The organism is Mycobacteroides abscessus ATCC 19977 (assembly GCF_000069185.1).
In the GTDB taxonomy this organism is placed as follows: Bacteria; Actinomycetota; Actinomycetes; order Mycobacteriales; family Mycobacteriaceae; genus Mycobacterium; species Mycobacterium abscessus.
This window is the reverse complement of the sequence record NC_010397.1, coordinates 1,524,750-1,550,319: the sequence shown is the minus strand read 5'-3', so window position 1 is coordinate 1,550,319 and position 25,570 is coordinate 1,524,750. Positions and strand designations below refer to the sequence as shown.

18 protein-coding genes and 1 tRNA gene are annotated in these 25,570 nt (G+C 65.0%); 9 read left to right on the top strand and 10 right to left on the bottom strand.

From position 1 onward, the window contains the following. Positions 1-86: 86 nt before the first annotated feature. The 3 genes from MAB_RS07885 (at position 87) to MAB_RS07875 (ending at position 1,855) form a co-directional block, all read left to right on the top strand. Positions 87-162: transfer RNA gene (locus MAB_RS07885), tRNA-Lys, on the top strand. Positions 163-356: 194 nt separating this feature from the next. Continuing rightward, entirely contained in the window at positions 357-830 is a 474-nt protein-coding gene (locus tag MAB_RS07880; protein WP_005091313.1) for an FAS1-like dehydratase domain-containing protein, read from the top strand. 209 nt (positions 831-1,039) lie between these two features. Beyond that, positions 1,040-1,855: an aldo/keto reductase gene (locus MAB_RS07875; RefSeq protein ID WP_005091311.1), complete on the top strand. Its 816-nt coding sequence runs from the start codon at positions 1,040-1,042 to the stop codon at positions 1,853-1,855. Positions 1,856-1,861: 6 nt separating this feature from the next. Here the strand turns inward: MAB_RS07875 and MAB_RS07870 are convergent, their stop codons facing one another. Together MAB_RS07870 and MAB_RS07865 are read right to left on the bottom strand one after the other, a co-directional pair. After that, the gene (locus tag MAB_RS07870; protein WP_005084767.1) at positions 1,862-3,310 is read right to left on the bottom strand and encodes a flavin-containing monooxygenase; all 1,449 of its coding nucleotides are present in this window, start codon (positions 3,308-3,310) and stop codon (positions 1,862-1,864) included. After that, positions 3,307-4,164 carry an SDR family oxidoreductase gene (locus MAB_RS07865; protein ID WP_005060018.1) on the bottom strand — a complete coding sequence of 286 codons (858 nt, stop codon included), beginning with the start codon at positions 4,162-4,164 and terminating at the stop codon, positions 3,307-3,309. Before MAB_RS07865 ends, MAB_RS07870 begins: the two co-directional genes overlap by 4 nt. 88 nt (positions 4,165-4,252) lie before the next feature. Here MAB_RS07865 and MAB_RS07860 point away from each other — a divergent pair, with 88 nt between their 5' ends. The 3 genes from MAB_RS07860 to MAB_RS07850 are packed head-to-tail and all read left to right on the top strand — an operon-like array spanning position 4,253 to position 6,712. After that, positions 4,253-4,879: a TetR/AcrR family transcriptional regulator gene (locus MAB_RS07860; RefSeq protein WP_005084765.1), complete on the top strand. Its 627-nt coding sequence runs from the start codon at positions 4,253-4,255 to the stop codon at positions 4,877-4,879. A 58-nt stretch (positions 4,880-4,937) separates the two neighbouring features. Continuing rightward, the gene (locus MAB_RS07855) at positions 4,938-6,227 is read left to right on the top strand and encodes a magnesium transporter MgtE N-terminal domain-containing protein (RefSeq protein ID WP_005084763.1); all 1,290 of its coding nucleotides are present in this window, start codon (positions 4,938-4,940) and stop codon (positions 6,225-6,227) included. Next, a complete protein-coding gene (locus MAB_RS07850) occupies positions 6,224-6,712 on the top strand; it encodes a DUF1003 domain-containing protein (protein ID WP_005060011.1) in 489 nt (162 codons plus the stop codon). The genes MAB_RS07855 and MAB_RS07850 overlap by 4 nt, the downstream gene beginning before the upstream one ends. A gap of 2 nt (positions 6,713-6,714) precedes the next feature. Here the strand turns inward: MAB_RS07850 and MAB_RS07845 are convergent, their stop codons facing one another. Together MAB_RS07845 and MAB_RS07840 are read right to left on the bottom strand one after the other, a co-directional pair. Next, positions 6,715-7,371, bottom strand: a complete 657-nt coding sequence (locus MAB_RS07845) for a response regulator (protein ID WP_005093084.1) — start codon at positions 7,369-7,371, stop codon at positions 6,715-6,717. Then, a complete protein-coding gene (locus MAB_RS07840; RefSeq protein WP_005093083.1) occupies positions 7,364-8,581 on the bottom strand; it encodes a sensor histidine kinase in 1,218 nt (405 codons plus the stop codon). Before MAB_RS07840 ends, MAB_RS07845 begins: the two co-directional genes overlap by 8 nt. 134 nt (positions 8,582-8,715) lie before the next feature. Between MAB_RS07840 and MAB_RS07835 the strand changes: the two genes are divergently transcribed. Then, positions 8,716-11,619, top strand: coding sequence for an MMPL/RND family transporter (locus tag MAB_RS07835; RefSeq protein WP_005093082.1), 2,904 nt, complete (start codon positions 8,716-8,718; stop codon positions 11,617-11,619). On the opposite strand, the gene MAB_RS07830 is transcribed toward MAB_RS07835, so the two are convergent. Both MAB_RS07830 and MAB_RS07825 read right to left on the bottom strand, forming a co-directional pair. Then, the gene (locus MAB_RS07830) at positions 11,616-11,999 is read right to left on the bottom strand and encodes a hypothetical protein (RefSeq protein ID WP_005084757.1); all 384 of its coding nucleotides are present in this window, start codon (positions 11,997-11,999) and stop codon (positions 11,616-11,618) included. The genes MAB_RS07835 and MAB_RS07830 overlap by 4 nt on opposite strands. A 101-nt stretch (positions 12,000-12,100) precedes the next feature. Beyond that, the gene (locus MAB_RS07825; RefSeq protein ID WP_005084755.1) at positions 12,101-12,727 is read right to left on the bottom strand and encodes a TetR/AcrR family transcriptional regulator; all 627 of its coding nucleotides are present in this window, start codon (positions 12,725-12,727) and stop codon (positions 12,101-12,103) included. Positions 12,728-12,780: 53 nt separating this feature from the next. On the opposite strand from MAB_RS07825, the gene MAB_RS07820 reads away from it, so the two are divergent. Further along, positions 12,781-13,611, top strand: coding sequence for a class I SAM-dependent methyltransferase (locus MAB_RS07820; RefSeq protein ID WP_005093080.1), 831 nt, complete (start codon positions 12,781-12,783; stop codon positions 13,609-13,611). 19 nt (positions 13,612-13,630) lie between these two features. On the opposite strand, the gene MAB_RS07815 is transcribed toward MAB_RS07820, so the two are convergent. Beyond that, positions 13,631-13,867 (bottom strand): DUF3618 domain-containing protein, encoded by a 237-nt coding sequence (locus MAB_RS07815; RefSeq protein WP_005059996.1) that lies wholly within the window; start codon positions 13,865-13,867, stop codon positions 13,631-13,633. A gap of 84 nt (positions 13,868-13,951) precedes the next feature. Here MAB_RS07815 and bcp point away from each other — a divergent pair, with 84 nt between their 5' ends. Continuing rightward, positions 13,952-14,425, top strand: coding sequence for a thioredoxin-dependent thiol peroxidase (bcp, locus tag MAB_RS07810; RefSeq protein WP_005093079.1), 474 nt, complete (start codon positions 13,952-13,954; stop codon positions 14,423-14,425). 95 nt (positions 14,426-14,520) lie between these two features. Here bcp and MAB_RS07805 read toward each other — a convergent pair whose 3' ends face one another. From MAB_RS07805 to MAB_RS07795, 3 genes are read right to left on the bottom strand one after another with little or no spacing between them, the layout of a single operon-like run. Continuing rightward, on the bottom strand, positions 14,521-15,006 hold the full coding sequence (locus tag MAB_RS07805; protein ID WP_005084746.1) for an NUDIX hydrolase: 486 nt from the start codon (positions 15,004-15,006) through the stop codon (positions 14,521-14,523). 32 nt (positions 15,007-15,038) lie between these two features. Further along, positions 15,039-15,446, bottom strand: a complete 408-nt coding sequence (acpS, locus tag MAB_RS07800; protein WP_005084743.1) for a holo-ACP synthase AcpS — start codon at positions 15,444-15,446, stop codon at positions 15,039-15,041. Further along, entirely contained in the window at positions 15,443-24,721 is a 9,279-nt protein-coding gene (locus tag MAB_RS07795; protein ID WP_005110153.1) for a type I polyketide synthase, read from the bottom strand. Before MAB_RS07795 ends, acpS begins: the two co-directional genes overlap by 4 nt. Positions 24,722-25,570 lie beyond the last annotated feature (849 nt).

The following is a 25,570-nucleotide window of genomic DNA, read 5'->3' as shown; positions in this document are numbered from 1 at the left end:
CCTCAACCAACGCGACGGGCCTATCGCCACGATTACAATTTTCGTTACGGGCGCCGAGGCTGCTAAGGTCTTCCACGCACGTTCACGCGCCGTTAGCTCAGTTGGTAGAGCAGCTGACTCTTAATCAGCGGGTCCGGGGTTCGAGCCCCTGACGGCGCACCAGATAGGCCGGTGTAGGCAAGGATCAATTCCGCCTACACCGGCCTCATGCTTTGAGAAGCGGCCCGAGCACCCGTCCGTCAATCCACATTGGGGGCATTGCGACGGTATGACCAAGCCTCACAAGTACATCGAGTTGGCGCCCTTTCCCGACCCCTGTGCCAGACCACAAGTCAACGCACGTTTACATTAGGCCCATGCCCATCTCTCCCGACCTGATCGGCACTCACCACCGATACCCCTCCACATACGTGGTCGGACGCGAGAAGATCCGTGAACTATCCCTCGCCATCCAGAACCACCACCCCGCACATCACAGCCTTCCCGCGGCCAGCGCCCTCGGACACGACGAACTTGTGATACCGCCGACGTTCTTGTGCATCCTGGGATACGCCGCACAAAAGTGGTTTCTCCAGCACTGCGGTATCGCCATCAACGACAAGAAGATCGCGCAGGTAGATCAGCAGTTCACGATGCTGCGCCCCATCCTCACCGGGGATGTCCTGCACTGTGAGGTCCACATGCACGACATCCGCACTGCCTTCGGCGCCGACATCGTCACCACAAAGAACGTCATCACCACCGACGACGGAACAGTGGTGCAACACGGATACACCACCCTGATGGGGCATACCGGGGACGAACCGGGCTTCACTCAGACTCACAGCTAGCGCCTCTCGGGTAGCGCTGGAGCGTCGCTCCGGGTGGAAGTGCGCACACCGCAGATCAATCCGCGCGTTCCCAAACACGCGCTCAGCGACGAATCCGCCCCACCGATCAATGGCCGTACATCGTGTTTCATTCTGCTGCGGCTGCCCGGGAATACTCGACGGCGCCTCGTGTTGGGTTGACCGTGACAGTTCCCCAGATAGTCCCCAATGTGACGCTCAATTCCGGCACCACGATCCCGCAGCTCGGCTACGGCGTCTGGCAGGTTCCCGACGACCAGGCGCGTGCGGCAGTGTCGGCAGCCCTGCAGGTCGGATATCGCAGCATCGACACCGCCAAGATCTACGACAACGAGGCGGGCACTGGCGCCGCCATCGCGGAATCCGGCATTCCGCGCGGCGATGTCTTCCTGACCACCAAGCTGTGGAACTCCGACCAGGGATACGACAACGCGCTACGCGCCTTCGACGCCTCCCTGGAGCGGCTGGGCACCGATTACGTGGACCTGTACCTCATCCACTGGCCGGTCCCCGAACTCGATGAGTACGTGGCGAGCTTCAAGGCCCTACAGCGGATCCAGGCCGATGGGCGCGCCAAGGCCATCGGCGTCAGCAACTTCACCGTCGACAACCTCAAGCGGCTTATCGATGAGACCGGAGAAGTACCCGCCCTCAACCAGATCGAGCTACACCCGCGGTTCACCCAGCCCGAACTGCGCGCGTTCCACGCCGAATACGGCATTGCCACCGAGGCGTGGTCGCCGCTCGGCCAGGGCACGATTCTGGAGGATGCGACGATCGGCGCCATCGCCCAGGCACACGACGTGAGTGCGGCACAGGTGATCCTGCGCTGGCATCTGCAGCTCGGTAACGTCGTCATCCCCAAGTCGGTGACGCCGGCCCGCATTGCGGCCAACTTCGACGTATTCGGTTTCGAGCTCAGCACCGACGAGGTGGAGCGCATCACCGCGCTGGACGCGTCCGACGGCCGTATCGGGCCGGATCCGACAACGTTCAACTTGCACTAGCGCGGATCACCGCACGATGTAGTGGCTCTCCTCGGGTGAGGCCAGCATCTGCTCCATCGTCTTGCGGTCAAAGGGCCACAGGTCAACGGATCCGTCCTCGGTGAGGTACCAGGAGTTGCATCCGGTGGCCCACACGGTCGGCTTCATCGCTTCGCGCGCTTGGTCATTGAACTCGTCAGTGGCCTCGGAGCTCACCTCTACGGTGTTGATCTCGCCGCGAGCGAAGCGATGGAGCCAGCTGATGATGTATTCGGCGGTGCGCTCGGCCGTGTGCTGAAGCCAGATCGAGCCGGTCGGCGAATTGGGCCCCAGCACCGTGAAGAAGTTCGGGAAGCCCGGAATCGCGGTCATCCGATAGGCCTTGGGCCCCTTCTCCCACGCCTCGTCAATCGAATACCCATCCTTGCCAACCAGATTCATGGGGCGCATGTAGTTGTGCGCCTGGAACCCGGTGGCCAGGACGATCACGTCGAATTCGCGCTCGGTGCCATCCACCGTCACGATCCCCGTCGGAGTGATCCTGTTGATGCGGTCGGTGACAATCTCGACGTTGGGCTTCTGTACAGCACGATGGAACGAACCGGACAGCACTTGACGCTTGCACAGCGGCTCGTAGTCCGGGGTGAGCTTCTGCCTCAGCTCCTTGTCGCGGATCAGATGTAGGCAGGCACGCGCGTACTGCTGCACCAAACGCCGTCCCCAACCGGGCCGGGTCACAATGTTGACCAAAGCATCCGTGCCCGTCAGGGCCGTGAAGCGCACGATGCGTTGGGTGGGCAACGCATCCAGGAGCTTGGCCACGAACTTCGGCTGCCGCAACGACATGGGCGCCCACAGCACCCACTGCGGGGTCCGGATGAATGAGGTCACCTGCGCGACAACGGGCTGCATCGCCGAAACCACTTGCACACCAGTGGAGCCCGTTCCAATCGCGGCAACACGCTTGCCTTCCAAACGCACCGAGTCGTCCCACCGCGCGGTGTGCACGACGGCGCCCTGGAAGCTGTCGAGTCCGGGGATATCAGGAATGTTGGGGTGGTGCAGCACGCCGGTGGCGGCGATCAGAAAGTCGCACTCCAGCGCCTCCCCTGCCGCGGTGGTGACCCGCCAGCCACTGCCGGTGAATTCCGCCGCCGTGACCTCCTGCCCACACCGGATATGCGGCATCACATCCAGGTCCTCGGCGACCTTGCGGTGATACGCCTGAATCTCACTACCGGTGGCGAAGAGCCGAGGCCAGTCGGTCCGGGGCGCGAACGGGTATTGGTACGCCTGTGAGGGCACATCACAGGTCAACCCCGGATATCGATTCCAGTACCAGACGCCGCCAACGTCATCACCCTTCTCCAGAATGGTGAAATCGTTGAAACCTGCCTCTTTGAGCTTGTGCCCCACGGCGATTCCCGCCATGCCCGCGCCGACGACGATGACCCTGGGATCGCGCGTATCGCTCACTTCTGATGCTCCTTGCTCTGCCGTTCAATGCGTTCGATGTAGGCACCGCGCGCGTTCAGGTCCAGTGACGTCAGGGCGCGACGGTCATCGATCAGCCGCCGAGCCAGCCGCTCCACCGGTTCCGGCACAAACAGGTCCACCAAACCCCATCCGAAGGCGAGCCAGCCCGGCACCGAAATCTGAGCGCGGCGAGTGTCCACGCTGCGCACGATGGCGGCGGCCACATCCTCGGGATCAACGGTGGGCATGCCCTTGCCCAGCGGCGCACCCGAGGCCAATTCGGTCCGGACCGCGCTCGGCAGCACGCAGCTGACACTGACACCGGTATTTCCGTACTCCTTGCGCAGCGCCACCGACAGCCCCACGGCGCCGAACTTGGACGCGTTGTAGGTGACCATTCCGGGCACGGCCAGCTTGCCGGCCATCGAGGCCACGTTGACGACGTGCCCGCGCCCACGGGCCACCATCTGCGGTAACACCGCCCGTGCACCGTTGAGCGGGCCACGCACGTTCACGTCGAGAATCAAGTCGGTGGTGCGCTCGTTTTCTTCGATGAATCCGCCCAGTGGCATGACGCCGGCGTTGTTGATCAAGATGTCCACCGGCCCGGATTCAGCGCGCACCTGGTCAAGGAACCCGGCCCAGGACTCGGGTTTGGTGACGTCGAGGGCTCCGGAGTGTGCATTGGGGATGCCGTTCGCAGTCTCCTTGGCGACCACGTCGTCGACGTCGCCGATCCACACGTCAGCACCCCTATCGGCGAAGAGGCGCGCGGTCGCCGCGCCGATTCCTCTGGCTCCGCCGGTGATGACGACCACCGCACCGGCCAGCTCGATCTTCGGATAACGACTCACATCTACCTCCAGGAAAACGGAATGGCGTGTCAGTTTCGGAATGATATGTCATTCTTGAGGGGTGTCAAGGTCGGTAGGATCGCCGCTTATGTCGTCCAGCCCGTCCGCACTCAGCCGTGTCGAGCGCAAAAAGCGCGAAATGCGGCAGGAGATCTTGGACTCCGCCTTCGCATGCTTCGCCGAGCAGGGCTATCACGCCACAGGCGTCGCGGATATCGCCGGACGAATCGGGATCGGCCACGGGACCTTCTACCGGTACTTCAAGAGCAAGCGGGACATCATCGAGCATGTCATTGACGACGTCACCGGACAGATCTTTGAGGCAATCGGCGCAGAGAACGCGGCAGGCCTCGCCGACGACATTGAGCAATACCGACAACAGTCGGTCCGGATCGGCGCCGCTCTGGCGCACCTGTTCAGGGAAAACCCGCACCTACCGCTGCTGCTTCTGGAAGCCGGCTCGGTCGACAGTGAGCTGCGCGAGCGCGTGTTCGGCATGCTCTCCACAAGCGATCATCTCACCGAGGCCTACCTGCGCCATGGTGTCGAAAAAGGCTACCTACGTGCCGATCTCGACACCGAATACACCGCTCGCGCGGTAACCGGGATGATTCTCGCCAACGGGCTGCACGCGTCACGAGGCGGCGAGGTACAAGACACCGAGCGATTCTCGGCGGCCGTCATCGCTCTGATGTACGGCGGAATAGGCCCCTAACCACCCAACTCGAGACACCTGCGGACGGCCGCAACGGTTACCCCCTAATCTTGCTGTCATGGCCGCAGTGAGCAAGGTGTTCGCAGCCAGGCTCTCAGGCCTGGTCGTTCTCGGCCCGGACGGCGAGTCGATCGGACGGGTCCGCGATGTCGTGATCGGCATGGGAGTTGCCCGAAAACAGCCGCGCGTTATCGGCCTTGTCGTCGAAATGCTCACGCGCCGAAGAATTTTCGTTCCAATGCTGCGTGTCACCGCTATTGAGCCAGGCTCGGTGACGCTCAACACAGGTAATGTCTCGCTGCGACGCTTCGAACAACGGCCCAGCGAAGCGCTGGTCCTGGGCCAGGTGCTCGACACCACGGTGCGCACCGACGACCCCGAGCTCGAACAGTTCCATGGCGTGGATCTGACCGTGGTGGACCTCGGCCTCGAACAGACCCGCACCCGCGACTGGGTGGTGACCCGGGTGGCGGTGCGCAGCCCGCGGCGGCTGGGACGGCGCACCGGTGTGCAGGTGACCGACTGGAGCCACATCCAGGGCTTGACGCCGTCGACACTCAACCTGCCCGGTCAGGGCGTGGCCCAGCTGATGCTCCAATTCGAGGGCATGCGGCCGGTCGAGGTGGCCGACGCCATCCGCGAGCTTCCCCCCAAGCGACGCGACGAAGTGCTGGGCGCATTCGACGACGAGCGGCTGGCCGACATCCTTCAGGAACTTCCCGAAGATGATCAGGCCGAGGTACTGACCAAGCTGGAGGACGAACGCGCCGCGGACGTGCTGGAGGCGATGGATCCCGACGACGCCGCCGACCTGTTGGGCGAGCTGCCGCCCGCGGAGGCGGAATCACTGCTGGCGCTGATGGATCCGGAGGACTCCGAGCCCGTCCGCCGACTGCTCACCCACTCCCCCAACACCGCCGGCGGCATGATGACGCCAGAGCCGGTGATCCTGACCCCCAACACTACCGTCGCCGAAGCTCTTGCCCGCGTGCGTGATCCAGATCTGACGCCTGCTCTTTCCTCGCTGGTGTTCGTGGTCCGGCCGCCCACGGCGACGCCCACCGGCCGCTATCTCGGATGTGTGCACCTTCAGCGGCTGCTACGCGAGCCTCCCTACGCGATGGTCGGTGGCATCCTCGATACCGACCTGCCCTACCTTGACGCCGAGGCTCCGCTTGCCGAGGTGACCCGCTATTTCGCCGCCTACAACCTGGTGTGCGGCCCGGTGATCGACAGGGAGGACCACTTGCTTGGTGCCGTCACCGTGGACGACGTGCTGGACCACCTCATGCCCGATGGCTGGCGCGCCGAAGAGCCGGAGGCTGTGGCGGGAGGTGACCGCCCGTGAGTGACGCGTCGGCACGCCAGCGGCTCGATACCCCGCGCACCTCGCGCCGGCTGTCCCTCGGCCTCGATGTCGAGGCCGTCGGGCGGGTGAGTGAGAACATCGCACGTTTCCTCGGGACGGGACGCTATCTCGCGATCCAGACGATATTCGTGGTGGTGTGGATCGCGCTGAACCTCTTCGCGGTGGGACTGGAATGGGATCCGTACCCGTTCATCCTGCTCAACCTGGCCTTCTCCACACAGGCTGCCTACGCGGCACCCCTGATCCTGCTGGCGCAGAACCGACAGGAGAACCGCGACCGGGTGGCGCTGGAAGAGGACCGCAGACGAGCCGAGCAGACCAAGGCCGACACCGAGTACCTGGCCCGCGAGCTCGCCGCACTGCGGCTGGCAGTTGGCGAGGTCGCGACGCGTGACTACTTGCGCCGCGAGCTCGAACAGCTACACGAGGCTCTAGAGAGCATCCGCGAAAAGAACCTGCTGTAAATCTATTTCGGTGTCACGATGCCGTGGTCGTAGGCGTAGACGATGGCCGCGGCACGGTCCCGTAGATCGAGTTTGACGAAGATGCGCCCGATGTGACTCTTGACCGTGACCTCCGATATCACGAGTTGTTCAGCGATTTCGGAGTTGGTTGCCCCGGAGGCGATGAGTGCCAGCACATCCAGTTCCCGTGCGGTGAGTTTGTCCTGGGCATCCCCCGACACTGCGGCGGGTGCCCGTCGATAGGCATTGAGCACACGCGAGGTCACCGCAGGGTCCAGGTACGCCTCACCGCGCGCCACCGCATGCACTGCGCGTACCAGCTCCTCGGCGGGCGAGTCCTTCAGAATGAACCCGGCAGCACCGGCGCGCAGCGCACCCGAGAGCAGCTCGTCGTCGTCAAATGTGGTGAGCGCCAGCGCCGGCGGTCCCTGCGCGGCATGCAGCAAGCGAATCGCCTCGATACCACTCATCTGCTTCATCCGCAGATCCATGATCACCACGTCGGGCCGCGCCCGGCTCACCGCAGCGGCGACCTCGCTCCCATCGGCGCACTCCCCCACTATCGCGAAGCCGTCCTTGCGACGCAGAATCCGGCGCAACCCCGTTCGTACAAGCTCCTGATCATCGACCAGCAGGACGCCCACCTCGGTGTCAGTCATGACGCCACAGCACTTTCCTGCGCCGGGAACGGCAGTCTGTCCCATTGGATTCCAACGGGACACTCGCCGAAACTGTCCAGCCATCTTCCGCCCGCCCCGCATGGAACACGCCGCCGAGCATCTCGATGCGTTGCCGCATGCCGGTGAGGCCGCCCCCCGAGCACACGTCTGGACGCAACCCCGCAGCCAGGTCATTGCTCACGGTCAGGCTCGCCGCCGACCCGGTGATATCGAGGAGCACTGCGGCAGATGACCTAGGCGAATGCTTGGCGATATTGGCCAGAGATTCCTGAGCCACTCGGTACAACGCCAAACCCACTCCGGCGCTGACAGCCTCACCGGAACCGTAGATATGCGACTCCACCGACATCCCCGCCGCCGTGAAGTCGGCGACCAAACCGGGGATATCCGCGATCCCGGGTTCGGGAGCCAACCGCATCGGCTCGACGCCGCCGGGTCCGGCACTCAACAGCCCGACCGTGCCCCGGATATCCGACATGGCCTGACGTCCAAGACGTTCGGCGTCCACCAAGCCCGCGACGGCGTCGTCCACATCGTGGTCCTCTTGTAGCGCCCGCCGCGCACCAGTCAGATGAAGCATCGTCACAGACAGCGAATGTGCTATCACGTCATGGATTTCGCGTGCGATGCGGCGGCGTTCATCGGAGGCAGCTTGTTCCTGGATGCGGGCCTGCTGCGCGCGTTCTTGCAAGATCAGCCGTTGTTGCAGTTGCAGGATGTGGCCCATCATCCAGCCGCACAGCACAAAGAACATCATGTACAGCGAGAAGATACCCAGGTGATGTAGCTGCTCGGCCACCACAAGCAATGCCGCACAGGCACTCGTCGCGGCCAGCCCCACCCGTACCGAGGCCATCGCACCCACCTCCCCCACGGTGAACATCAGCAGGAAAGGAGCGGCGTCGACGACGTTCGGCGGCCAGGTCAGAAACAGTGCCACCGCACTCAGACCACATGCCACCGTCCAGAACGTGTTGAGCTTGCGCCCGGCGATGATGAAAATGAGGATCGGAGCCAGTGCCAGACCAGCCGCGAGCAACAGTACCCACGGCCGGGTGAAGCCGCGCTGTGCCACCGCACAACCCACGATCAGTAGCGTGCTTCCATACATCACCACGGGGACGGTCCACGGAAACTCGTACGGCACCAGAGCACGGCGCCGCAGCGCGGTCTCCCGGAACCGATCCATGGGGCCAGCGTAGAGGCGGTCGCCCCGCCACACATCATCCTTGGCGTGGATACACATGTCATACCACGGTCGGAGAACATGTCTCGCCCGCAGCACGACGCGGCCGCCCCGGCATGTCCGTAGCGTCGGCAGGCATGTGGGACGCCATCGCAAGGTTCTCCAGCCGCTATGCGGTGCTGATCATCGGACTCTGGGTGCTACTCGCCGGCGCAGGCAATCTACTTGTGCCACAGGTGGAAAGCACCGCACATAACCACGCCCGCGGCTTCCTGCCGCAGGACGCGCCGGTCAATGCTGCCGGCGCGGTCATGGGCCGGCAGTTCCAGGACGGCGCCGGTAACAATCTCAATTACCTGGTGTTGGAAAGCGATCACAAGCTCGGCCCGGTCGAGCACCAATATCACGACCGGTTGCTGACCACATTGCGTGCCGATACCACCCATCTGGACTCCGCGATGGACCTGTGGGCCGACCCGTTGACCGCGGAGGGCGCGCTGAGCCCGGACGGCAAGGCGGTCTACACGATGCTCCGGGTCAACGGCGAGCTCGGCGCCGCCAAGGCGAACGACGCACTGGCTGCCGTCCGCAAGATCGTCGCCGACCAGCCCGCCCCTCCCGGGACGCAGGCCTGGGTCACCGGGCCGGGCGCGACCATCGCCGACGAACTGACCGCCATCGACACCCAGATGTTGATGATCACCGGTGTCACCGTGGTGCTTATCGCGGTGCTGTTGTTTGTCGTGTACCGGTCCGTCATTACCGCCGCGATTCCGTTGATGACCGTAGGCCTGGGGCTGGCGGTGGCACGCTCGATCGTCGCGTTCCTGGGGGAACGCGATCTCATCGAGGTCTCCATCTTCTCGGTATCACTGCTCGCCGCGCTGGTTCTCGGCGCGGCTACCGACTACGGAATCTTCTTGCTGGGCCGCTATCACGAACAGCGACGCTCGGGAGTGGACCACGAGCAGGCACTGGTCATCGCCAACCGGTCGGTGGCACCGGTCATCGCGGCCTCCGGACTGACGATCGCGGCCGCCCTATCCTGCCTGCTCTTTGCGCAGGTCGGCATGCTGCGCAGCGCCGGATTACCCTGTGCCATTGGAATACTCACCGGCATGGTGGCCTCGTTGACGCTACTCCCCGCACTCATCGGGCTGGCAGGTCGCCGCGGCCTGGCCCAACCACGGCCGTTACGCGGGCAACCGGGACGCCGTTGGCGCCGAGTGGGTGCCATGGTGTCGCGCTGGCCGGGACCTGTTTTGGCCGGATCATTACTGGTCCTGGTCGTCTGCGCCCTGCCGGTGGCGGGCCTGCGATTGGGTTTCGATGAGCTTGCCGCGCAACCGCTTTCCACTCACGCGAACCGCGGTTATCAGGCCATGGACCGGCACTTCCCGCCGAACCGGCTGTTGCCGGAGATTGTATCGATCGAATCCGACCACGATCTGCGAACTCCCGCCGGTGTCATCGCCGTCGAGCGAGTCACCAAGGGCCTCATGGAAATCCCCGGAATTCGGATGGTGCAGTCCGCTTCCCGCCCCGCGGGTACCATCCCCGAACAAGCCGCCCTGACCGAACAAGCCGGGATCATCGCCGACCAGTTGGATGACGGAACCGCCCAAATGAGCCAGCGACTGGGAGCCGTCGACAAGCTGTCGGCAACACTGAGCCAGTTCTCGGGCGCGATCGCCCAACTACAAAAGGGCCTGGCCGGTGGCGTGAACGGGCTGGGGGAACTCAACGGCGGCATCGGCGACATGCACTCGGGCATGAAGGCGCTGCAGGACAACGTGTCCCAGGTATCCGGGTACATGGAACCATTGCGCAACTTCACCAACGGCAATCCCAACTGCGCCAATGACGGCATCTGCTCCCTGGTGCTCAAGGCCGTCGAGCCCATGGACTCCGTGGTAGCGGCGACCGCGTCACTGACTGCCAGCACCACCAAATTCGGCGCGGGCGCCCAAGGCATGCAGAAGTCATTCTCCGGGGCGGTGGATTCGGTCAAGAACATGCGCGCCACCGTCGCGCAGCTCGGCGCCATCACCGATCAGCTCACCCACGCTGTCGGAGAGACACGCACCATGTTCTCCGGGCTCACCGAATACCTGCGGGCCATGCGGGAGGATTTCCGCAGCAGCGGTGAGGGCGGCTACTACCTCCCGCAACGCGCGTGGCAGGACCCGCGATTCCAGCGCGCGGCCGGCCTCTACTTCGGCCCGGACGGGCACTCCACCCGCATGCTGGTGTTCGGGGACGGCAAGGTGTTCGGCGCCGACGGGGCACATCGCTCGCCACAGATCATGCTCGCGGTGAGCGAGGCCACCAAAGAGGGGACACTGGCGGGCAGTTCGGTCAATCTCACCGGGTTCGGAACGGGTACAGCCGAATTGCGTGGATACGTCAGCGAGGACTTCCTGCTGTTGGCCGCCGTGGCGCTGGCGTTGGTCTTCCTCATCGTGCTGGTCATGTTGCGCAGCCCGGTCGCCGCCGCGGTGGTGATCGGGACAGTAATCATCTCGTACGCGTCAGCGCTCGGCGTCACGACACTGATCTGGCAGGACCTACTCGGCCGCGACCTGCATTGGGCCGTACCGTCCATTGCGCTGATCGCACTCGTCGCCGTCGGAGCCGACTACAACCTGCTACTCACCATGCGGATGCGCGAGGAGGTGTTCCTACACGGAGCGGGCTTGCGTACCGGCATGATCCGCACGTTCGGTGGCACGGGCGGGGTCGTCACCACGGCCGGAATCGTCTTCGGAATCACCATGTTCGCCATGCTGTCCAGTGACGTACTCAGCATTGAGCAGACCGGCACGACGATCGGCGTGGGCCTGATGATCGACACACTCATCGTCAGAACCTTCGTGGTGCCCGCGATCGCGGGCGCGTTGGGCAAGTGGTTCTGGTGGTCGCCCGTGCCGCTACTGCGCGGGCTGCTGTTCCGGTGGTCCAAGGCGCGCTCGCCCCGAACAGCCGGGGTGCTGTCCTACCTATTGACCAGGCCGTCGCGACTGGAGCGAACCGGCGCCTAGCCTTCCGGCTCGGAGTCTCGGTCCAAGAGGCTGCGCGGGAACGCCAGGATGCCGGCGACCGACAACAGCCATGCCACCAGGCGCGCCACACCAATTCCGATGCCGTGCGCCGGCGCGTGGTCGATCACCCAGGTTGACCAGGCGTCGAGCGCGAAGGCGAGAACCAGACCCACGCAGACCGCTATCGAGATCCGGTCAAACCCTTCGCGCCGTGGCCAGTAGTGCAATATCGTCGCCGCGATTCCGACGATCAAGACCACGGCAAGACGCACACCGTCGACGCCGGCGAACACGGTGAAGGCGAACCCGACGACATAGAGCATCATCGCCGACGCCTTGACGACGGTCGCGTCAAGCCGTAGACCAGCGACGATAATCATCGGATTCCCGCCCGTGCACGGAAACTTGGCACAGCACAAGAGTACCGAGGTAGCGGCGTACTTGTTATCCGATGCAGCGAATATTGCCGCGCCGACAATGGCTACCTCATTCTGCGCGCCAGGTCTTCCTGCGCCGATTTTGCCTGCTCAGGAGTCAACAGCGGGTTGGCGTACACGTCGACCAGCGTGGCCGCCATCTTCAGATCACCCTCCGGCGAATCGATGTCCACCCCCAAGCCACGCGAAACATGTTGCTGGAGCAGCGGGACCGCCAAGGCCATCGCGGTGATGACGGCGGCGCGTGACTTCACATCGACAGCGGCCGGGTAGGCACGGTTTTGATCCGCGACCGCGAGCCAGCCCTCCGTCATGGCGACCATCTCGTCGAAGAGCTGCCCGGCTGAGCCTTCGACCAGCGCCCTGGTGATGTAGGCCTGGTATTGGCCCACGGGGATACGTGCCGAAACATAGTGCACATCACCACGTTCCACATTCGCCTGCACCTGCTCGTTGATATCGCGCATCGTCTTGACCAGATATTCGTCGCAGGCGTCCCGTAGCTCCTGTTTGGACCCGAAGTGGTGCCGCAGCAGCCCCGACGACACCCCGGCGCGCGCGGCGATTCCCCGAATGGTGGCGCCGTCGTACCCCTTGTCGCCGAACTCACGCAATGCCGCGTCCCGTATCCGGGCACGGGCGGTGAGGTCGTCGGGATCCACGGTTTCCATCGCCATATGCTACACGACTGGACAATTGACTACACGCTTGTATAGTCGAATCCATGGGCATCGACGTCAGCGGAATCACCCCCGAGGAAGAGACCGCCTTTCTCACCCTGAAGGCCAGGGCCGTCAACGACGGCTGGCGGCGGCCGATCCTGCGGGATCCGGGTGCCACCGCCGCCGTCTCCAAAATCGACTACGACTTCCACGCACTCGGGGTGATTACCCCGGTGGTATGCCAATCATCGCTACGCGCAAAGCTCCTCGACGACCGAGTGCGCGCCTTTGTCACCGAGCACCCGAACGCGGTGGTAGTGGACATGGGCGCGGGCCTCGACGACGGATACCGACGTATTCAGCCACCGGCCACCGTCGACTGGTACAGCGTTGACCTGCCCGGGATGGCCACACTGCGCGATGAAGTGATGCCCCCTGGCCCGGGCGAACACACCGTCGGGATATCTATTACCGATCCGAATTGGCTTGGCGGGATACCGTCGGATCGTCCGGCGATGGTGATCGCCGACGGGTTCTTCGCTTTCCTGACCAAGGAACAGATCATCGCCACCCTGCGGGCCATCACCGACCACTTCAGCACTGGGCAACTGGCATTCAATGACTACGGACGCATGGTGGTGGGGGTATGGATCTCCAAGCTGTTCCCACAAAAGATGTTCAAGAAGGTCAATCAGCTGCGGGGATTCGAGGGCTATAACGATCCGCGCACGCCGGAACGCTGGAACCCCCGGCTGCGATTTGTCGAGGAGTTCAATCTGGTGGATGCGCCCGAGATCGAGTTGTTTCCCACCTGGTTGCGGATTTCGTCACAACTGGCGCGGTACAGCACCTCGATGAAGCGTTCGGCCCGCATCCTGCGGTTCGAGTTCTAGACCACAAATAACCGCTACATCAGTCGCGGCGGAACTTGCCGGCGACCTTGCGGACCACCAGCACCGCAACCACGGCACCGAAGCCCAGGATGGTGAATTTGACGGCCGGCTTGTTCAGCGTGGCCAGCACTGACGCCTTGGCGTCCTCGGCCAGGCGCTGCGGATTTGCGCGGTCACTCAGGGTGTCGACCGTGGCCGCGAGCTGATCGCGCGCCTTGTCGATATCGGCCTTGATTGCCTCTGGATCCCTGGCCACGTGCACTCCTCCACGTCCGCGGTATGAAACTCAAGCAACTACCCTAGGGCAACAACTGTACGGGTCAACAGAAAGGCACCGGTCATGGCGGAAACCAAGCGGCTCGAAGTTGGCGACAAGGCCCCCACGTTCACTCTGCTCGACGCGGACGGCAAGAAGGTGTCGCTGTCCTCGTACAAGGGCCGCAAGGTGATCATCTACTTCTACCCCGCCGCCATGACCCCCGGCTGCACCAAACAGGCGTGCGATTTCCGCGACAGCCTGGCCGAACTCAACGAGGCCGGCCTTGACGTCATCGGCATCTCGCCCGACAAGCCGGAAAAGCTGGCCAAGTTCCGCGACCGCGACGGCGTGAACTTCCCGCTGCTCTCCGACCCGGACAAGACGACGCTGACCGCCTATGGCGCCTTCGGCGAGAAGAAGCTGTACGGAAAGATCGTCGAGGGCGTCATCCGATCGACGTTCGTCGTGGATGAAAAGGGCAACATCGAGGTGGCGCAGTACAACGTGAAGGCCACCGGCCACGTCGCCAAGCTGCGCCGCGACATCTCCGTCTGAGGCTTGAGACGGCTGTCGAGTGCGAGCGTGGCGCGGAAAACAAGTCGAGATTGCGCGTCAGACTCGCGCTCGACGCTCAAGATCAACACAACGCGCTAGCCCGAAGGCTCAGTAACCTCGAAAACCGTCTCGGCACTGCCGATATCAAGCGCGAGCTCGATCCGGCGACGCATGTCGGCCGTCATTTCCGGCATCGCCGTGATATCGAACCACTGCGCGGCATCGTTCTCGTCGTCAGCGGGAAAGGGCGATCCCGCAACCCAATCCATTCGGAACACATGGTCCAGGTATTGGGCATGATCACCGTTGACATGCACGATCGGCCGGCTCACGTGCACCCACACCAATCGTCGGGGTGTCGCCCGAACGCCGGTCTCTTCCAGCACTTCCCTGCTGGCGCAGTCCGCCGGATTCTCGCCCGGGTCAACGATTCCGGTGACCGCGGTCCACGCCCCATTGTCGGCGCGCTTGACCAGCAGCACCTGTTCACCGCGAATAACCACACCGGTCACCCCGGGTAGCCACAACGGGGCATGTCCGATGTGCCGCCGCAGTTCGAGGACGAATTCAGGAACCGGCATAGGCACTTTGTAACAGACGCCGCATCCGGACGTCAGGTGGAGGAAGGCTGGCCTTCCTGCTCCAGCACGACGAAAGCGGCCGCGGTGTCTCCGTCGTGTGTCAACGTGACGTGCATGGTCATGTCCGCCAGGTACTCGCCGATCGCACCTGACAGCCGGATACGTGGGCGGCCCCACGTATCCGTGACGACCTCGATGTCCCGGTGAATGTTCTCCGGCAGCACCGGCCGTTGCGAATACCGCGACCCGGACCACGCTTTGATGACGGCCTCCTTGGCCGCCCAGCGGGCCGCCAGGTACCGCGCCTCGCCTCCGGTCTTCGAGGCCGCGTCACGCCGCTCCCCCGGCGTGAACGCGGACCCGAAAGCCGTTCCGGGACTGGCTAGTTGCTCTCCGAACTCGGAGATGGTCACTAGGTCGATCCCGATACCGACAATCACCGGTGGTAGACCTCGTCCTCACTCAGGCGCGCACCCGGATCCAACAGCATCGAGGCTTCCTGACGCTTTTCCGACTCGTCGTGATCGTGGTCGAAGCGCCGACCATCGGGCCGCTCGTACATCGGACGACCGCCGGCCATGGCCGATGCCAGGCGGCGCTGACCGGCGAGAACGCGTTCACGCGAACGTGTCTCGTAATCGGCACGATCCTCCGGCCGCAGCGAGGCGATGAACGCCTGCGGATGCACCAGCGCCACCAGACCCGACACGTGACCGAAGCCGAGGCTGGTCACCAGGCCCGCCTTCAGCGGCAGCTTCTCCTTCAGCGGCAGCGACTCGCGCAGCCACACGAAGTGCTGGCTGGTGGACAGCTCGTCGTCGACGCAGTCCAGGCTGCGGTTCGGCGGAATGACGCCGTCGCGCAACACCTGGCACAGGCCCAGCATCTGGAACACCGCGGCACCGCCCTTGGCATGGCCGGTCAGGTTCTTCTGGGAGATGATGAACAGCGGTGCGCCGTCCGAGCGCCCCAGCGAGGCCGCGAGCCGCTCATGCAGCTCAGTCTCGTTCGGATCGTTGGCAAGGGTCGACGTGTCGTGCTTGGAGATGACGGCGATGTCGTCGGCGGTGACACCCAGCTTGTTCAGCGCGCGGGCCAGATCCGAATCCTTGCCGCCACGTCCGGCCGCCAGTGCGCCCAGGCCCGGAGCCGGGATGGAGGTGTGCACACCGTCACCGAATGACTGTGCGTACGCCACCACCGCGAGCACCGGCAGGCCCATCTTCAAGGCCAGATCGCCGCGCGCCAGCAGCACACTGCCACCACCCTGGGCCTCCACGAAGCCGAGACGACGACGGTCGTTGGCACGCGAGAACCGCTTGTCCGCAATGCCCTTGGCGCGCATCATCTCGGTATCGGCGGTCGCGGCCATGTCGCCGAATCCGATGATGGCTTCCAGTGTCAGGTCGTCGAACCCGCCGGCCAGCGCCAGTTGCGCCTTGCCGAGCCGGATCTTGTCGACACCTTCCTCGACGGACACCGCCGCGGTGGCGCACGCCGCCACGGGGTGGATCATCGCACCATAGGAACCCACGTAGGACTGCACCACGTGTGCGGCAACGACATTCGGCAGAACCTCTTGCAGGATGTCGTTCGGCTTGTTACGGCCCAACAGATTTCCGTGATACATGGTCTGCATCGAGGTCATGCCGCCCATGCCGGTGCCCTGAGTGTTGGCCACCTGACTCGGGTGCACCCAGCGCATCAGCTCCGTCGGGGTGAAGCCCGCCGACAGGAACGCATCCACCGTCGCAACCATGTTCCACAGCGCCACCCGGTCGATCGAGCTGACCATGTCGGGGGTGATGCCCCACACCGTGGGATCGAAACCGGTCGGGATCTGCGCACCCACGGTCCGCGACAGCTTGGTCTTGCGCGGCACCCGCACCTCGGTGCCGGACTTGCGGGTCACCTGCCAGTCGCTGCCATCGGCCAACGGCTGAATCACCGTGTGCTCGGGATCCCACTTGACGAACTCCCGAGCCTCGGCCTCGGTCGACACCGTGAAGGTGAAGTCCTTGTCCAGGAACACCGAAACCAGCAGCGGCGACGCGTGATCGGGGTCAATGGCGCCGTCGTCCACGAACTCGCGGACACCGATGTTGGCGACCACCTTGTCGTGGTATCGCTCGACTAGCTCTGCCTCCGGCACCAACTCACCGGTTTCGGTGTCGTACCAGCCGGCCTCGGGATCGTTCTCCCACTTGACCAGCCCGGTGGTCCAGGCGAGCTCCAGCACGCCGGCCGCCGATAGCTCGTCGTCGACCTCCATCTCGTAGCGGGTACGCGACGAGCCCAACGGACCTAGCTCGCCACCGCCAACGATGACCACCAGGTCGGCGGGGTCGACGTCGAGGTCGGCCCACTCCGGCGGCAGCGTCGAAGTGTACCCGCGCGGCGGAGATGGCAGTGCCGCAATCACATTCGGGTCGTCCTCGTCATCGATTTCATTGGACTTGGCTGCTCTGCTTTCCAGGTCCTCGCGGGCCTTGGCGGCCAGCTCGGCCATATCGAGCTGGACCTCGGCCAGCCCACCGGTGAGGTCCTTCTCCACCGGTGCCTGCGCGGCCTGTACCCGCGCCTCCGGGGTGCACAGCGCCAGCAGCATCGATGCCATGTCCGCGGTGGAGTACGTGGTGACTCCCGCTTCTTCGACGGCGGTGACGATGGCGTCGTTGTGACCCATCAGACCGGTGCCGCGAGTCCAGCCGATCAGCGCGTGCGCCAAGCTGACTCGTGATGCCCACGAAGACTCCGCCTTCCAGCGGGTGACCAGCGCGTCGAGTGCCGCCTTGGACTCGCCGTAGGCGCCATCGCCACCGAACATGCCGCGGTTCGGCGAACCGGGCAGCACCACGTGCAGACGCGAGGCGATATCGCGCTCGGCACCGATGGCCGACAGCCCGCCGATGAGCCGTTGCACGGCCCACAGCAGCACCTTCATCTCCATCTCGGCGCGCGAGCCGGCCTCCGACAGATCCCCCACCACCTTCGGCGCGGCGAACGGGAACAGCAGCGTCGGGGTCTGCGCATCCTTGAGGTGAATCGACATCGGCCCAAGACTTTCGGACTGCTCGGTGCCCACCCACTGCACCAGCGCGTCGATGTCGGCGTACGAGGCCATGTTGGCCGGCACCACCCAGAGCTTGGCGCCAAAACGTGCGCTCTCCCGGTACAGATTGCGATAGAACGCCAACCGGTCCTCGTCAAGACGCGATGTGGTCGCGATGACCGTGGCACCACCGGACAGCAGCGCAGCCACCACCGACGCGGCGATCGAGCCCTTGGAAGCACCGGTCACCACCGCGACTTCGCTGCCCCACTTGCCCTGCTCGGGGCTCTCGGCACCGGCGGCGATCCGCCCGTACAGCGAGGCGTGGACATTGCGGCCCTGCGCCAGCGACTTGCCCTGCCACCAATTGGCCTGTGTGGCAACGGCATGCCCGGCGCCCTCGAATTGCAGGCCTAAGCTCTCCCACTGGCCGTCGATCTCGCTTTCCTCGGTGATCCACAACCGCGCGAGGTCTTCGCGAGCGCTGGCCCAGCGGTCGTCGAACACCACAGCCTTCTTGCCATCGAATGTCGGCGCCACCAACCGCGGCCAGTCCGAACCCAATTCGGCAGAAACCAACTCGACGAGCTCGGTGTCGGTGGCGCCGTCGGGAACGGCAACCGGGGCCGACAGGCCGAGCTGGTCCAGCACCAGACGGGCGGCCGAGGCCAGCACCCCGTCGCGACCGGTGATCTGGTCGGTGAACTCGCTCAGCGCGGCTGCGTCGACGGTTGCACCGCCGCCGCCACCCGCCGAGGGCAGCGTCACGCCCACACCATGACGGCCGGCCACCGCCGCCACCGCGGCGTCGATCGCGGTATCCACGGCATTGCCGTCGGCCAGCGTGCTGGGTGCCAGACCACCGAGGTCTCCGCCACGGACGCTGGTGCCCTCGCGGGTACCCAGTGCCAGTTCGACGGTGACGTGCTTGACCCAGCCCGGTCCGAGTTCCCAGGTCTTGGTGACGCGCTCGGCGATAGCGGTGGGACGCTTGCCCGACGGGCCGAAGACCGTCTTGAGCTGATCGTTGATCGAGTCCGAAAGCACCGGGCCGAAAGGCTTGTAGGTGCGTGCCAACTTGGTGACCTGCACACGCAGCCCCGACAAATCGGCTTCCGCGGCACCGTCGATCGCGCTGAGGTTCAGTTCGGACCCCAGGTCCACCAACAGCTGGTTGCGGCGCGAGGAGGCACCGTCGGTGAGACTCTCGATGGAGTCCACCGGCTCGATCTGGTCGATGCGCATCTTGGTAGACAACGCGATCAGCGCCAGGGTGGCGTCGGAGGCGTCAAACCCGAGGTCGTCCGGACGCGGACCGCCGCTGGGGGCTGCGGGAGCTGCGGCAGGAGCCGGAGCTGCCTCGACGGAACCGGAGGCAGCCGCAGTGCTTTCCACCGGTTCTTCGATTTCGGGCTCGGGTTCGGGATCGCTGTCCGTTCCGAACAGCACCGCATGATCACGCTCGACGTTGAGCACCTCGATGGAGCTGTGGCTGTATTCGGGCAGCTTCAGCGTGTTGTTGGCCAGCCCGGTGACCGTCGGCGCCGACTTCACGCCCACCTCGACGAAGCGCTCCACGCCAAGACCGCCCGCGGCCTCCTCCGTGAACAGCAGATCCTGGGTCTCGATCCACCGCACCGGGCTCGCGAACTGCCATGCCAATAGTTCGATAAGAACCTTGCGGCACAACAGGACCGGCTTCTCGTTACGCCAGGTGTCGTAGTTTGCAAGCACCTCGTCAAGCGGTTCGGCCGGAACCAGATCGCGGATCTCCTGGATGAATTCGCGGTCCAGGGTGAACGGCTTGGGCACCAGGTTCGGGATGTACTTGCCGATGATCAGGTTCGGGTCGCCGTCCATCGGCAGCACCCGCTCCAGCGACCGACGGAACTCGGCGACACCGACCCGCAGCACCTTGGAGTGGAACGGCACGTCGATGCCGGGCACCAGGATGAACGAGCGCCGGCCGCCGAACTCTTCACGGCGCCTTTCGACCTCGGCCTCCAGCAGTTCCAGACCACGCACCGTGCCGGCGATCGCGTACTGCGAGCCGCGCAAGTTGAAGTTCACAATCTGCAGGAATTCGCCGCTGCGCTCGGCAATCTCGGCGACAAACGCATCCACGTCGGCGTCGTCCAGACCGATCTGCGACGGCCGGATCGCGGCCAGACGGTAGTTACTGCGCCCCAGCTCATCTCGCGGCACGATGTCGTGCATCGCCGATCCGCGGTGGAACACGACCTCCAGCAGACCTTCCAGTTCGATGACCCCGCTGACCGTCGCCAGCGCGGTGTACTCGCCCACGGAGTGACCACAGGTGATGGCGTCCTCGACGAACGATCCCGACTCCTTCATTTCCGCGATCTGCGCCGCCGCGACGGTCGCCATGGCGACCTGGGTGAACTGCGTCAGATACAACACGCCCTCGGGGTGCTGATAGTGCACGCCACCGGCGATGAGGCTGGTCGGGTTGTCTTTGACCACGTGCAGCACCGAAAAGCCGAGGCGATCGCGGGTGAATTTGTCGGCCTTGTCCCAGACCTTGCGGGCGGCCTTGGAACGCGAGCGCACGTCCATGCCCATGCCCTTGTGCTGGATGCCCTGCCCCGGGAAGGCGTACACCGTCTTCGGTGCCGCGAGCCGCGCGGTGGCCGACATCACCAGGTCGGCGCCCACCTTGGCCTGAACCTCGACAACCTCCGCCCCGGAGTCGATTCCGACCCGATCCACACGGATGTCTACCTCGTCACCCGGCTGCACCATGCCCAGGAAGCGGGAGGTCCAGCCGATCAGGGTGCGTGGCGGCGTGCTGGAGGCGTCGGCCGAGGTGACCACGTGCTGGGCGGCAGCCGAGAGCCACATGCCGTGCACGATGGGCGATCCCAGGCCGGCCAGCAGCGCCGCGGACTTGTCGGTGTGGATCGGGTTGTGATCGCCCGAGACCACCGCGAACGCACTCATATCGGTGGGCGCGAAGATCTTGACATCACGACGGCGACGACGCGTGGTGTCCACCTCATGCTCGGAGAGCGCGCCACCAGCCCGCACCGGGTCGGTGAGCTCGGCGGCTCCGTTGCGGCCCAGGATGGCGAACCGCTCCTGCAGAGTGGCCAGCACGGCGCCATCGGCTGCCGCCACGGTGACGTCAACTGGGACAACCCGGCCCACCTCGGTGTCGATAGCCGCGGAAGCCGTTGCGGTGACGGTCAGTTCGGCACTCTCCGCAGGCAGATCAGCCATCAGGTGAGCGGCGTGATCCAGATGTACGAGCGAGAGCAGACCCTCGATCACACCGGTGCCGTCCGTTGTCTTCGCGTCGCCGATGGCGGCGAAGACCGCGGGCCAGCACAGTCCGACCAGCGCGTCCGGCACGACGGAAGATCCGGGAGCCAGCGGTGCCGGAAGCACCGCGGTGACGCCGGTGTGGTCTGCGACGCGTTCCGGATCCCAGTGCGCGACAACGCGTGCGATGCCATTCTCCACCGGCGGAAGGCCTTCAGGAGTATCGGCGCCCCCGGCCACCGCGAGCACGGTCCGCATGGCGGCGGATGCGGCTTCGGTGGTCACCACCGGGGTGCCGCCGTCGCGAGTGGTGGTGGGCAGCGTCAGATCGATGTCGACCCATGTTCCGGACAGCGGCACGCTCAATCTGACGATGCCGTCGGCCTCTGATGATGTCGCCGACCCCGCGGCTCCGATGACCTCCAGGCGCGCGCCGGTCGACGGGTGCGAGGCGGTGCGATCCTCGAAGACCTGCCAGGCTCCATCCGGGGCAATCCGGTGTACCGGGTTGACGGCAATGCGTCCGGACCACAACACATCTGGCGCGTCCAAGACGGTAGCCAACGGGCCCTCGACGTCCCAGCGGCGGCGTAGCCGCGAACGAACCGGCAGCGGCTCCACTCCTGCGGCCACGACCTCATCGACGGCGGCCTGCTCGAATCGGTTCAGCAGCTCGCCCACGGGCTCGTCGACCCGGGTGATGCCGGCCACCGCAGCGGTGCCCGGGATGATGCATACCTGCTCGGCGGTGTAGCGGGCATCGTGCGCCTGCCACAACGAGTCGCTGCGCCACCAACGGCGCACATCCTTGTCGATGACGGGCACGAAGTTGACCGGCTTACCCAGCGTCTTGCACAGCGCGACAAAGAAGGGCACATCCGCCGGGTGCAGCTTGACGGACTCGGCGTCCGGGTAGCGCTGCAGCAGGGCAGCAATCGCCTCCGCCGGGCGCTCCAAAAGCGTGTCGTCGGCGAACAGGGTCTCGACAGGACCAAAATCCTTGGGGTGCAAGCGAGCCTCGGCACGCTTGAGCATCTGCTCGAAGCGATCACGCCAGGTGATGTCCAGCCACGGCGAGTGGGCGACGGCGGTGTCCGCGGTGCTGTCACCGTCACCGATGGACAGCTCCACGTAGCGGTTGAGCCACTGGGCGTAGCTCATTTCGGCGACATCACCGAAGTACTGCTTGGCGGTCAACTCCATCGCGGCGATGATCTCGTCGCGGCGCTTGGCCACCGCGTCGGCGTCACCGGCGACATCGTCGAGCAGACGACCGCAACGCGATGCCGCGTTATCGATCTCGTGAATATCCGCGCCCAGCTGGCTGCGCCCGGAGGCCATGCCGCCCTGCGCCTTTCCGGCAGGCACCCATTCCGGAGTGCCCTGGGTCTGCACCAGCATCTGCTTGACCGACGGCGACGTGGTGGCTTCCAGGGTGGCCATGGCCGCGGTGCCGACCAGAATGCCGTCGACCGGCATCAGCGGGAAGCCGAATTTCAGTGCCCAACGGCCACTGAGGTATTCGGCGGCCTGCTCGGGCGTGCCGATGCCCCCGCCCACACACACGGTGATGTTGGAGCGCGAACGCAGCTCCGAGTAGGTGGTCAGCAGTAGGTCGTCGAGGTCTTCCCACGAGTGGTGACCACCCGCGCGACCGCCCTCGACGTGCATGATGATCGGCCGGGTCGGAACCTCAGCCGCGATACGCACCACCGAGCGGATCTGCTCGACGGTGCCCGGCTTGAACACGATGTGGCTGAACCCGATTTCGGTGAGCTCATCGATAAGCGCGACGGCCTCTTCCAGCTCCGGGATACCGGCGGTGACGACGACACCGTCGATCGGCGCCCCGGCCTGACGGGCCTTCTGCACCAGGCGCTTCGAACCCACCTGCAGCTTCCACAGGTAGGGGTCGAGGAACAGCGAGTTGAACTGGATCTGACGACCCGGCTCCAGCAGCCCGGTCAGTTCCTCGATGCGCTTACTGAAGATCTCCTCGGTGACCTGCCCACCACCGGCGAGCTCGGACCAGTGGCCCGCATTCGCCGCAGCCGCAACGATCTTGGCGTCCACGGTGGTCGGCGTCATGCCCGCCAAAAGGATCGGCGAACGTCCGGTGAGGCGGGTGAACTTGGTGGACAGCTTGACCGAGCCGTCCGGCAGCGACACCACTGTGGGCGCGAAAGAGGTCCACGCCCGGGCCACCTCGGGAACCGCGCCGTGCATGAAGAGGTTCCGCTGTCCGCCACGGGTGGCGGTCGGCACGATCCCGATTCCCAGGCCGCGGATGACGGGGGCGGTCAGCCGGGTGAGCAGGTCGCCGGGACCTAGATCAAGGATCCAGCGCGCGCCGGCGTCGGCGACATGGTTCACCTCATTTACCCAGTCGACGGGAGTGACGAGGATGGCCTCGGTCAAAGACTTGGTCAGCTCGACGTCCAGACCCGCCGCAGCCGCCCAGCGGCCGGCGATCTCGACACCGTCGGCCAGACGCGGCGTGTGGAAGCCCACCTCGACGTCGACCGGGTCGAACACCGGGCTGAAGATAGCGCCACCGCGCACCTTGTCCTTGCGCTCGGCGGCTTCCCGCTCGGCGATCTGCTCGCAGTACAGCTCGAATCGTGACAACTGCTCGGGAGTGCCGGTGATCACCACGGAACGGCGGCCGTTACGGATGGACAGCGCGGGCGGCTGAACCGTGCGCACGTCCTGGGCGAACTCGTCGAGCAACGCCTTCATGCGTTCGGGGTCGACGTTGGTCACCGACACCATGGGGGTGCGGTTACCGCGCACCACGATGCCGCGCCGGCGCGCGACGAGCGTGGCCGCCGCACCCACCAGCTGGGCGATGGCCAGCAGCTCGACATCGCGGGCGCCATGGGCCTTGAGCGCCTCGACGGCCAATACTCCCTGCGAATGGCCGATGACCGCCACCGGGGGCAGCTGAGCCAGATCCAGCCCCTGGATCTTCAACGCGCGAACCGCGGCCAACTGCGCCAGCAGCACACCGGGCATGGAGACCGCAGCAGAGGTGAGCTGCGCGGCGGCGGGCACGGGCTCTTCGGCGGTCAACGCACGTACCCAGGTGAGCGGTGAGAAACCGACGGGACGCACCACGACGAGTTCCTTGGCGACAGGCTCCAGGCGCAGCTCGGCCTCACCAGCCAGGGTGGCCAGCTCCGATTCGATGCCGGCCGAGGCGGCCAGGTCAGCGAGCGACTCCAACCAGTCGCTGCCCTGCCCGCCGAATGCCACCGCATACGGCTCACCGGACTCCAGACGATCGATCAGCGCGGGACCCGCGCTGGGACCCGGATCGACCGCACCGTTGGCGTCGGGGTCCTCAGAGCTGGTCACCTTGTCGTATTCATTGATCGTCACGTCGCCGCCTACCCGTCTTTCCGTCAGTCGTGAGTCCAGCCGCACCCGTGTCGTCGTCTCTGTCGATCGGGGGCGTGTTGTGGCACGTTCATCTGCACCATCACCGCAGGGTCCGGACTTAAGAGTGTCATAAGAGGGGTTGCGATTTCTTCTGGCGTAATAGTTACTGCCGAGTTCTACGCGGGAGTAACCACCGCTTACGTAACACCAGGCCAGGCGCTGGCAACTAACCGCCGAATCAAACGTGCTGCATGCAGGTGGTTACGGTCGAGTAGGTATAACATCGCAGATCAGACATCGATTGTTATCGAATCGTTATGTTGCGTTTGGGTGGCGCCGACCACATTCGCGCGTGTCGGCGTGGGCGGCTCTACCAAGGATGCCAGCAGGGCAAGAAATCAGAACGTGTGCCGAATGTTTGCTAACACTGCCGCGCCGTTGCAACCCATGTGACTGGTGTGACTAATGAGGTTTGTCCCGTTGCGCGATCCCGGCCAGCGCACCACCTCGCACACGTCTCCTCGGATAGGTTATCGACTCGGCCGGCATCGCCATTCCGGCGAAGGACTCAGCCTCCCGCGCCTGCGGTCGGGCCCGCGACCCGGTCGTATCGATCCGGTCTGGGCGGTTGTCCCCCTGCGCGCAGCGGCCGTGTTGCGGCATCTCCATCGCCGTTTCTGAACAGGCCGAAACGGCGTGGTTGGCGGGTCGGCCGAGCCGAAACATCAAGAAGGACAATCGCCCCCGAAGTTCAGCACAATCGGATCAGCCAGGCCTCAGCGTTGGAGGCCTGAGATCCGTTTCGGTGGATAGCCCACGCAACCACGCTCCTACCGCGCTTGCGGGTAA

Coding starts and splice junctions, on each gene's coding strand:
- MAB_RS07880 (WP_005091313.1), top strand. CDS start 357: ATGCCCATCTCTCCCGACCTGATCGGCACTCACCACCGATACCCCTCC.
- MAB_RS07860 (WP_005084765.1), top strand. CDS start 4,253: ATGTCGTCCAGCCCGTCCGCACTCAGCCGTGTCGAGCGCAAAAAGCGC.
- MAB_RS07855 (WP_005084763.1), top strand. CDS start 4,938: ATGGCCGCAGTGAGCAAGGTGTTCGCAGCCAGGCTCTCAGGCCTGGTC.
- MAB_RS07845 (WP_005093084.1), bottom strand. CDS start 7,371: ATGACTGACACCGAGGTGGGCGTCCTGCTGGTCGATGATCAGGAGCTT.
- MAB_RS07840 (WP_005093083.1), bottom strand. CDS start 8,581: ATGGATCGGTTCCGGGAGACCGCGCTGCGGCGCCGTGCTCTGGTGCCG.
- MAB_RS07835 (WP_005093082.1), top strand. CDS start 8,716: ATGTGGGACGCCATCGCAAGGTTCTCCAGCCGCTATGCGGTGCTGATC.
- MAB_RS07830 (WP_005084757.1), bottom strand. CDS start 11,999: ATGATTATCGTCGCTGGTCTACGGCTTGACGCGACCGTCGTCAAGGCG.
- MAB_RS07825 (WP_005084755.1), bottom strand. CDS start 12,727: ATGGAAACCGTGGATCCCGACGACCTCACCGCCCGTGCCCGGATACGG.
- MAB_RS07820 (WP_005093080.1), top strand. CDS start 12,781: ATGGGCATCGACGTCAGCGGAATCACCCCCGAGGAAGAGACCGCCTTT.
- bcp (WP_005093079.1), top strand. CDS start 13,952: ATGGCGGAAACCAAGCGGCTCGAAGTTGGCGACAAGGCCCCCACGTTC.
- MAB_RS07805 (WP_005084746.1), bottom strand. CDS start 15,006: ATGCCGGTTCCTGAATTCGTCCTCGAACTGCGGCGGCACATCGGACAT.